Source organism: Polyangium jinanense (genome assembly GCF_028435265.1).
GTDB classification, from domain to species: Bacteria; Myxococcota_A; Polyangia; order Polyangiales; family Polyangiaceae; genus Polyangium; species Polyangium jinanense.
The window spans coordinates 214,350-223,562 of record NZ_JAGTJK010000016.1; the positions used below are offsets into that span (position 1 = coordinate 214,350).

8 protein-coding genes are annotated in these 9,213 nt (G+C 67.4%); 6 read left to right on the top strand and 2 right to left on the bottom strand.

The window, feature by feature from the left end:
• Positions 1–120: 120 nt before the first annotated feature.
• The 4 genes from KEG38_RS27170 to KEG38_RS27185 all read left to right on the top strand — a co-directional run bounded on the left by KEG38_RS27170 (position 121) and on the right by KEG38_RS27185 (position 4,102).
• On the top strand, positions 121–891 hold the full coding sequence (locus KEG38_RS27170) for a hypothetical protein (RefSeq protein ID WP_272422835.1): 771 nt from the start codon (positions 121–123) through the stop codon (positions 889–891).
• A 214-nt stretch (positions 892–1,105) separates the two neighbouring features.
• Positions 1,106–2,656, top strand: a complete 1,551-nt coding sequence (locus KEG38_RS27175; protein WP_272422836.1) for a serine/threonine-protein kinase — start codon at positions 1,106–1,108, stop codon at positions 2,654–2,656.
• Positions 2,653–3,513, top strand: a complete 861-nt coding sequence (locus KEG38_RS27180; RefSeq protein WP_272422837.1) for a tetratricopeptide repeat protein — start codon at positions 2,653–2,655, stop codon at positions 3,511–3,513. The genes KEG38_RS27175 and KEG38_RS27180 overlap by 4 nt, the downstream gene beginning before the upstream one ends.
• 193 nt (positions 3,514–3,706) lie before the next feature.
• Positions 3,707–4,102 carry a hypothetical protein gene (locus tag KEG38_RS27185; protein WP_272422838.1) on the top strand — a complete coding sequence of 132 codons (396 nt, stop codon included), beginning with the start codon at positions 3,707–3,709 and terminating at the stop codon, positions 4,100–4,102.
• 322 nt (positions 4,103–4,424) lie between these two features.
• Here KEG38_RS27185 and KEG38_RS27190 read toward each other — a convergent pair whose 3' ends face one another.
• Entirely contained in the window at positions 4,425–4,859 is a 435-nt protein-coding gene (locus KEG38_RS27190; RefSeq protein ID WP_272422839.1) for a hypothetical protein, read from the bottom strand.
• Positions 4,860–5,470: 611 nt separating this feature from the next.
• On the opposite strand from KEG38_RS27190, the gene KEG38_RS27195 reads away from it, so the two are divergent.
• Positions 5,471–5,986, top strand: coding sequence for an RICIN domain-containing protein (locus tag KEG38_RS27195; protein ID WP_272422840.1), 516 nt, complete (start codon positions 5,471–5,473; stop codon positions 5,984–5,986).
• A 365-nt stretch (positions 5,987–6,351) separates the two neighbouring features.
• Here the strand turns inward: KEG38_RS27195 and KEG38_RS27200 are convergent, their stop codons facing one another.
• Complete coding sequence (locus KEG38_RS27200) at positions 6,352–7,248, bottom strand: DUF4352 domain-containing protein (protein ID WP_272422841.1); 897 nt, start codon at positions 7,246–7,248, stop codon at positions 6,352–6,354.
• A 1,185-nt stretch (positions 7,249–8,433) separates the two neighbouring features.
• On the opposite strand from KEG38_RS27200, the gene KEG38_RS27205 reads away from it, so the two are divergent.
• Complete coding sequence (locus KEG38_RS27205) at positions 8,434–9,102, top strand: DUF7674 family protein (RefSeq protein ID WP_272422842.1); 669 nt, start codon at positions 8,434–8,436, stop codon at positions 9,100–9,102.
• The last annotated feature ends 111 nt before the right edge of the window (positions 9,103–9,213 follow it).

Here is a 9,213-nt window from a genome sequence, read left to right on the forward strand (position 1 = left end):
GTTCGGCCGCCCTGGCCAAATGAATTCGCTTGTGGTCGGAGCCTCTCGCGAAGGCGAACGGCTCGCCGTTCGGGGCGAGGGGGGAAGGCCGCAGCGAAGTGGAAACAGGGGGAGGTTCGTATGAAGAATGTGTCGAAAATCGTGGCGCTGATCCTTTCCGCGTCCGCGGCCGTCTGGATGACGGGTTGCGCGGCCGAGGTCGGGGATTTCGAGGATACGGACAGCGCGCTCGCGAACGTGGAAAAGGGCGCGGGGATCACCGGGGGGAATATCTCGGCGGGCCAGGACAGCCAGCTCGGCGAGAATCTGCCCCTGGGCGGCGAGATCCTGCGCGGTGTGATCAGCAAGCGCATGGCGAGGGGCGGCGAGAAGGCTTTCGAGCAGGGCCCCGGCAAGGGCCTCCAGAAGGGACGGCTCAGCAAGGGCCTCGAGCAGAACCTCGGCAAGGGGTTCAGCAAGACCGCCCCGATCCCGGCGCAGGAGAAGGCCGTGGAGCAGCCGGCGCAGCCGGAGCAGCCGGCGCTCGGGCAGGAAGAGGAGAGCGGGCAGGTCGCGGGCGTGGAGAGTATCGAAGAGAGCCAGGTGCCGGGCCTCGAGGAGATCGCGGGCCAGGAGGCCTCGGGTGAGGAGGCTCTCAGCCTGGCCGAGGAAGAGACCGGCGAGTCCCAGGAAGCGCTTTCGTCGCAGTATTGGCGCGGCCGGCATCGCGGCTGGTACGGCGGGTATTACGGGTACGGACGGCATGGACACCGCTATCCGTACTACGGCTACTACCCGCGCTACCCGCGCTACGGCCACTACCCGTACTACGGCGGCTACTACCCGTACTACGGCTACCCGTACTACGGCGGCTATCCGTACTACCGTCATCACCGCCGTTACTGGTGGTGAGCGGCCGAATGGCTTCGGCCCAATAACTTCGTGACGTGAGCATACGGGCCCGGTCAGTCTCCTCGGAGGCCGATCGGGCCCGGTTCCTTTGGGCCATGGTCTCTCTGGCGACCGCTTCCGTCCCCGGTCCGCGTCCCCCGCCCTCTCCACCTGCGCCCGCCCTTCCTTCCTTTCCGCTTCCGCTCCCGTCCGCCCCGGTGGCATCATCCTCCCCGTGAGGATCTGCCCCGCGTGCTCGCGCGAGTACCCCGATGCGCGCTCGCATTGTCAGGATGACGGGATCAAGCTCGTCATCCTGGACAAGACGGCGGCGATCCGGGCCGGAGAGCTCGTGGGGCAGCTCGTCGACGGGCGCTATCGCATCGAGCGCGTCCTCGGCCACGGCGGCATGGGCACGATCTACGCCTGCCGGCACGTGGTCGTCGGCAAGGCGTTCGCGATGAAGGTGCTGCGTCCGCCGCGCAGCGGGCACAACGAGGGCGTGCTCGCGCGCTTCATCCGCGAGGCGCAGACGGCAAACGCGCTGAAGAGCCGGCACATCATCGAGACGACGGACTTCGGCCAGCTCGCCGACGGCCCGTTCTACGTGGTGATGGAGCTGCTCGAGGGCCTCGATCTCGCGCGGGCGATGCGCGAGTCGAGGCTCGGTCCAGCGCAGCTCCTGCACGTGTTCATCCAGATCGCCGACACGCTCGAGCTCGTGCACGCGCACGGGATCGTCCACCGCGATCTGAAGCCGGACAACGTGTTCCTCGTGCAGGAGAACGGCGATCCGCTGTTCGTGAAGCTCCTGGATTTCGGCATCGCGAAGGTGCTGCACAGCGGTTCGTCGGAGCTGACCGAGGAGGGGATGATCCTCGGCACACCGCACTACATGGCGCCCGAGCAAGCGCGCAGCGAGGGCGTGGATCACCGCGCCGACGTGTACTCGCTCGGCGTGATGATGTACCGCGCCTTCACAGGAAGGCTGCCGTTCACCGCGGAGTCGACGATCGGCGTGATCACGCGGCACGCGATGGAAGCGCCGGAGCCGCCGAGCCGGTTCTGCGCGATGGACGGGCTGCTCGAAGCCATGATCCTGCGCTGCATGGCGAAGCGGCCCGAGGAGCGGCCGCAACGCATGGCCGAGGTGTCGCGGGATCTGCGCGCGCTCGCGATGAAGTCGTCAGGCCAGGGCTGGCCCGTGCCGAGTCCCACGAGCCCCCCAGGACACGCGCCGGGGCCGTACGCGACCGGAAACTTCGCGCGGATCCCGACAGGCAACGCGCCAGTGCCGATGCCCGCAGCGACGCCGAGCCAGGCGCCGCCGCCGATGGTGGAGAGCGGCGCGACGCAACGCGGGTTCGTCACATCCGCCACGGGAGCGCACAAGGCGCCGCCGAAGCGCAGCGCGGCCGTGCTCGTGTCCCTCGTCGTCGCAGCGCTCGCGATGGGCGGGATCGGCGCGGTGCTCGCATTCGCCGTGATGCGCGGAGGCCAAAGCTCGCAAGAGAACGCGAGCGCATCGAGCGCACAAGCGCCCGCCCCGAGCGCAAGCCCGACGTCGCCGCCGCAAGCGCTCGCCGCGACAGCGCCGTCCGAGCCGACGACGCCGCCCCCCGCGACCTCGGCCGCGTCGTCGCCGACGTCATCGCCGACGACGACGCCCGCGGCCACGCAGACGCAAGCTCGCACGTCGCCAGGGCCCGTTCGTACGGCAGCGCCGCCGCCCACGACCACCAGCAAAACGGGCCGCAGGTCGGAGATCCGGAGTCCCTTCGAATGATCCGTCGCTCCATGCCGCTCGTCGCGGCGTCGCTCCTCGGTTTGTCCTTCCTCGTCGCGAGCCCCGCGGCCTCGGCCCAGGCGAAGAAGCCCGCGCCGTCCACGCCGGCGGCGAAGAAGAAGCCGCCGAACAAGAACGATCCGAAGCTCGTGGAAGCCAAGCGCCTGTTCCAGCAGGGCGAGGATCTCTACACGAAGGGCGACTACGAGAAGGCCATCGAGGTGTGGGAGATGTCCTACGAGCTCTCGCAGCGAGAGCTGATCCTCGAGAGCATCGCGAACGCCTACGAGCGGCTCGGGAAGGCCGAGAAAGCACGCGAGTACCTCGGCCGCTGGCGTGAAGGAGCGCCGCCGGAGGAGCACGCCGATCTCGACGCGCGGCTCGCAAAGCTCGACGAGCGCATCGCGAAGGAGAAGGCGGAGAAGGACGCAAAGGAGAAAGCCGACCAGGACGCGAAGGACAAACACGAGGCCGAGGAGCGAGCCAAGCGCGAAGGCGGCAAGCTCTTCATGCCAGGCGTGATCCTCGCAGCCGCAGGCGGAGCCGTGGCGATCGGCGGCGGCGTGCTCGACATCCTGGCCGCGACGCGCAGGCCCGACGCATCCGTCGTGTGTGGAAAGACGGCGGATGGAAGGCAGCTCTGTCGCTCATCAGCGCAGGACGACATCGAGTCGTCGAACACCTTCGCGACCGTGGGCGACATCATGCTGATCGGCGGAGGCGTGGCGGCCGTGGTGGGCGTGGTGCTCGTGGTGACGCAGAGCGGCGGGAAGAAGGGCGCGGAAGAGAAGAAGACCGCCGTCGCGCCGTGGTTCCTGCCAGGCGGCGGCGGGATCGTGGCGGGCGGGTCGTTCTAGAAAGAACGCGTCGTCGCTTTCGACGCGCATTTGTCAAGCCATTTCCCCCGGGCCCGCGAGCGCGGATCCGCAACCGGCCGGCCCCTGCGTTGACGCGCATACATCGTGGACGCATTGAATACGTGTCATGCGCGACGTGGAATGCACGCCGCGATGGGTGCGCAGCCGCGGGTCGCGCTGGAAAGGGGGAACCATGCGATTCATCAAGCCCATGACGTTCGCATTCGTGCTGGCTACCAGCAGCATTCTCGTGATGCCGCCGGCGACGGCGCGTGCCGACGTCATCTTACCCTCCAGCATCTATGCCCTCGGCGCCGATTTCGATTCCAGTGCCAGGCCTGGTCTGGAAGGCGCCGAAATTCGCAGCCTTCATTTCCTCAGCCCGCTGCTGCGGGCGCGTATCGTGGGAGGCGGGACCTACATCGCCGAGGTGGGCGACATCATCACGTCCGTCAATGACCGGCGGGTCTTCGACCACTACGACCTCGCCACGAGGCTGCGCGGCTTGTCCAGCGGCTCCAACGTGAAGCTGGGGATCGTGGACATCCGCTCGGGCAGGACCGTGCAGGTCTGGGTGACACTCCGCTAAGGGGAGGCCTCGCGTCCCCCTCTCGTCCAGGCAAAGCCCAGCCGATTCACCCCCCGAGGGAAGATCGCTTCGCGATCTTCCGAGCATCGACCGGTTCGATGCTCTCGTACCCCCAGCCGTGTTCCCTCGAGCGAGGGATGCGGGAGGTGGTTGTCAAGCGATTTACCGTCGAATCCACGCTCTCGGGGAAGGTGTCGCTCGTCGATACGACCTCGGGGGCCCGAGCCGGCCCTGAGACAGCGCTGCCGCTGCCGCTTCCGCTGCCAGGCAAAAAGGACGGGCGATCGGGGAGATCGCCCGTCCTTCTCGCGGGAACGCTGGATCAGGTATCGCTCGACATGCGGAACCTGTAGTCGGCGATGACGTTCGGGGCCCACACGCCAATCCACACGCGATACGTGCCAAGCCGCGGGTTCAGGATGTTGACCTCGGGCTGCTGATTCCCGCCGCTGTCATCGTCGCACCGGTACGAGCCGTCGGGGAGCTGCACGAGGAGGACGAGGTCCTTCGAGGACTCGGTGTTCAGCCGGAGGTTCGGCCGCGCCCGATCCACGGTGATCTCGAAATCGTTCATCTCCACGATGTATCCAGGGCAGCCGGCCGATCGGTCCGACGCCCGCTGCGTACCGGACGCCGTTCCGACCGCCGTCGCAGAGGCACCCGGCCCCGGCGCTCTGACCAATCGCGGCTGCTGAGCGTACACCGTCGCCGCGACCATCCCCACAACCAGCACCATACTCATCGCAATCGCTTTCATGGAACCACCTCCCACCGTCCAGGACAAGCAATGGTTGCGCCACGATAAAACCGAGCACTTGCGCACGAGCGCACCACTCATCCCCCGCGCCGCGGCCTGAGCATTGGTCTCATCGCGAGGCGTCGCGCCGGGGCGCTGCCCCGGGCCCCGCGGGGGCTGTTCGCCCCTCGACCCGAACCAGGGCAAGCCCTGGACCTTAGGGGGAAGAACTGCGCGATGCGCAGTTCTTCCCACAGGCTGGTGGCAAGACCATGAAGGTGCGTTGCACGCTGGCGACGGGCACAGCGCCGCGGTCTTGGCAGGCAGGGTCGTCGCCGGTCTTGACTCGGCCTGTTCGATGAACTGCGCATCGCGCAGTTCATCGACCCCGGGTCCAGCGCTTGCGCTGGTCCGGGTCCAGGGGCGGATAGCCCCTGGTGGGGCCTGGGGCAACGCCCCAGCGCAGCGGTTTGCGATGAGACCCATCGCTGGCGGCGACAACATTACGGCGCCCGCATCGACGCGTCGCACCGATTCATTAGAGTTTGTTGGGGGCGACCGTGGCGTCGCGAGCCAATCCGTTCGTGAAACCTCGTCGCGTCCACCGGAAGTGCATGTCCAAGGAGGGGAACATGAAACATTCGAGTCTCGCGGGATGGGCGGTGATGACGTTCGCGGCGGTGAGCCTCTTCTCCGCCCGAGGCCTCGCGCAGCAGCCGGCCGTCGGGCTTTACGAGCTCGAAGCGAGCCACAGCAACCTGTGCCTGGGCATCGAGGGAGGGAGCAGGGAGACAGGCGCCGCGCTTGTCCAATCCGAATGCCGGAATCTGATCAGCCAGAGATTCAGGGTCGCGACGGCCCCCACCGGGGGGTATTACCTGATCAGCGAACATGTCGGACAATGCCTGCAGCCGCGCGCGGGGAGCATCGAGCCCTGGACGCCCGTCGTTCAGCAGACCTGCCGCTCCGGGGATGTGCAGGCGTGGCGGTTCGTCTTTTCCGAGACGGGCGGCTACAGCATCGCGTCCGCTCACTCCGGCCTTTGCCTGGCCGTCCGACAGTCGCGCACGGAGCCGGGGGCCGATCTCGTGACGTTCCCGTGTCATGGTCGCCCGAATCAGGTGTTCCGGATGCGCCGACTGCCGTGACACGCGCGCTCCGGCGCGTGTGGGTCCTCGGGCAGGAGTGCAGGATCGCCCTCGCGCCATTCAGATCGGAGCGCGCGGCGTTCCGGCGATCGCTTGGCGTAGCCCCGAGACGTGCCGGAGCCTCTCGCACTCGATTGCGCATGCGCTCGCGTCTCGGACGTTCAACGAGCGGTACAGCCCCGAGGCGACGCTCCGCGAGGCGAAGGCCGCGCTCGCGGAGGGGTCCTCGTCGGGCCATGGGCTGGCTGTTCACGATTTTTCAGGGATAGAGAGAGGGACGCTTTCTGCGGGCGGGAGCGGACGTGGAGGCTTGCATCAGAAGAGCCCGGGCGGGACGAGGCCCCTCGCCCGCGCGGACCTCGCCTTCATCCGCTGCAGTAGCAGTCCAGATGGTGCAGCGGTTTGCCCAGATCGTAGGGGTCGGTGGCCTTCGGCGTGGCGCTGCACGCGAGGTCGAACTCGTAGTCTTGGGGGGCATATGCAGCCACCGCGAGTTGGCATTCGAGGCCATGCGCGCCGCACACGCTGTCGCACGTGGCGAGCTCTGTCGTGGTGATGATGGATTCACACGAACCCCCCGAGCAGTGGTAGTCGCCCCAGACGACGCCTGGGCACTGCCGCCCGCACGTGCCGCAGTTCGAGGGGTCCGAGCTGAGGTATGTGCAGACGCCGTCACAGACCGTTTGCCCCTTCTTGCACGTCCCCTCCCCATCGACGCACGCCGGCTCGGGGTTGTTGCATATTCCGCAATGCTTGGGGCTCGTCAGGAGATCCACGCACGTCCTGCCATCGCACTTCTCGGCGTTGGCCTGGCAAATCGCATTGCCTTCGACACACGTCCCGGCCCCGGCGGGCACGTTGCAGGCGCCGCAGTGGTTCGGATCGGACAAGAGATCACGGCATTGGCCATCGCATATGCCACACACGCTGGTCTTCAGCGGTGCCTCGTATCGGTCTCCGCTCCCCTCGGCCGTGTATGCGACGAGCGAGGTTGTTTCATTGGCGGGCGCGGTGAAGACGACCGTGCAGCGCGTGCTTCCCCCGGGGGCGAGGGACGCGCTCGATTTGCACCCCTGGGGGTGGGCCTCGGTGACCGCGTCTCCCATGAATTCGAGTCCACTGGGCGTCTGCACCGAGAAAAGAGGGGGCACGAGCCTGTGGCTCACGCTGGAGTTGTTCCGGAGCACGAGGTCGACGACGACGAACGCGTCGCCGGACGGGGCCGAGACCCCTCCGACCTCCGTGGTACGAACGGAGCTCATGGGCTCGAGAACGAAGTCGCTCCCGCTGCAAGCAAAGAGGTTCAGCAGCGACAGGCATGCGAGCCCCGCCCAAAAATGATTCTTCCTTACCATCGATGGATTCCTTGCCGTATTCGATAGGAGTGTTGGTGATCGGCGGATCATCGGACATCCTGTCCGATGGTCGAACGGTCACCTCGGTCCGTCTGGGCCGTCACGCTCGTACATCCGTGTTCTACCTTGCCCCATGTTCATCGGGGAAGGACAAGAACGCGCCGCAGGTCACGATGTGCGCGAGGCCCATCGACCTTGCCCGGGGCTCGGTCACCCCGTTCGCCCCCGCTCGAGAGTGCGTGTAGCCGGACGTGGTCTCCTCCTCGGCGTCCATGGTGCGAGGATCTTGCTCCACATCACCCCGTCGGCCTTCCAAGGTGACCTCCGCGCGCGGGGACCTCGCGTTGCGCCCCTTCCAAGGTGACCTCCGCGCGCGGGGACCTCGCGTTGCGCCCCTTCCAAGGTGACCTCCGCGCGCGGGGACCTCGCGTCGCGCCCCTTCCAAGGTGACCTCCGCGCGCGGGGACCTCGCGTTGCGCCGCTTCCAAGGCGACCTCCGCGCGCGGGGACCTGTCTCCGCACCCCTTCCAAGGCGACCTCCGCGCGCGGGGACCTGTCTCCGCACCCCTTCCAAGGCGACCTCCGCGCGCGGGGACCTCGCGTTGCTCCCCTTCCAAGGCGACCTCCGCGCGCGGGGACCTCGCGTTGCTCCCCTTCCAAGGCGACCTCCGCGCGCGGGGACCCGTCTCCGCGCCCCTTCGAGCCTCGATTCCCACGCGCCGACCCTCTGCTTCCGCTCCGGCTCACGCATTCCGGCGAGGCGCTGCTGCATGCAACGAACGCGTTGACACGAATACACGACCCGATGAGACTCCCTGCCGCATGGGAAGCCAATTGACCTTCTCATCGACGACGACCTTTCCTCCACCAGGGCCTCTTCCGCCGCACGACGACGCGGACCTGCCTCTTCTCGTGCGTACGGCCCAGGGGGCGCCCGGTGAGCCTGTCTGGCCCGGGCTTTTCCCGAGGCCTCCCGCAAAGCTCGCTCGGCTCTTGTTATCGTCTCGCGGGTATTTCCCGGCGACCTCGGTACTCGCCGCCGCACAGCGCGCATATCCGACGGATGATCATCAGGCTCCACGAGAGAAGCGCGTGTATGACGCGCATGACGCATTTGCTTGTGCGCTCGTCCATCCCGGCTTGGCCCCGACCGTGCGCGCGGAGCTCGTGGAAGCGACGATAGGAGCCGAGGCCCCCGGACGAGGATGGCGCTCGCGGCGCAAAAGCTTCGCCATCTTCCGCTGGGCAGCCAAGCACGGCTACGTCGACCGCTCGCTCCTGTCGGCTCCTCTCGCGGAGCGTGTGGACCTTCGACCGCCACGCAGACCGAAGAATCCTGCCCTCGATCCTCATCCCCAAGGCGCCCGAGGCGCGATCGCCTGCTTCGCGGTCGTCTGGCCACGCTTTCGCGAGAGGCTCGAATCGGAGCGCAAGCACGAATCGTGGCTCGATTACACAGGCATCGCCGACATGGGACGGAGGCACTTCTTCGCATTCACGAGCGGCTGCAAAGCGCGCTGGGTGGAAGATGTGTTCGATGCGATGGAGCACGTGCTCGTCCACGGGGACGATGAAGCGAAAAACCTCGTCGTCGTGGGGCTGATGGAGGCCGTCCAAACATGCGCCTACCCAGCAGGCCGAGCGGGCGACCGATACGAAGCGGCGCTCCGCCCATGCGCCGCGAAAGCATGGGCAGACCTCATCGAAGGGTGGACGGGCGAGGAGATTCGCACGCTCGATGCATGGCGGAAGAAAGCGTAGCGCCGGGGTTTCACCCCGGACCCCGACCAGGGGTTGTCCACCCCTGGACCCGGACCAGCGCAAGCGCTGGACTCGTGTTGGAAGAACTGCGCATCGCGCAGTTCTTCCAAC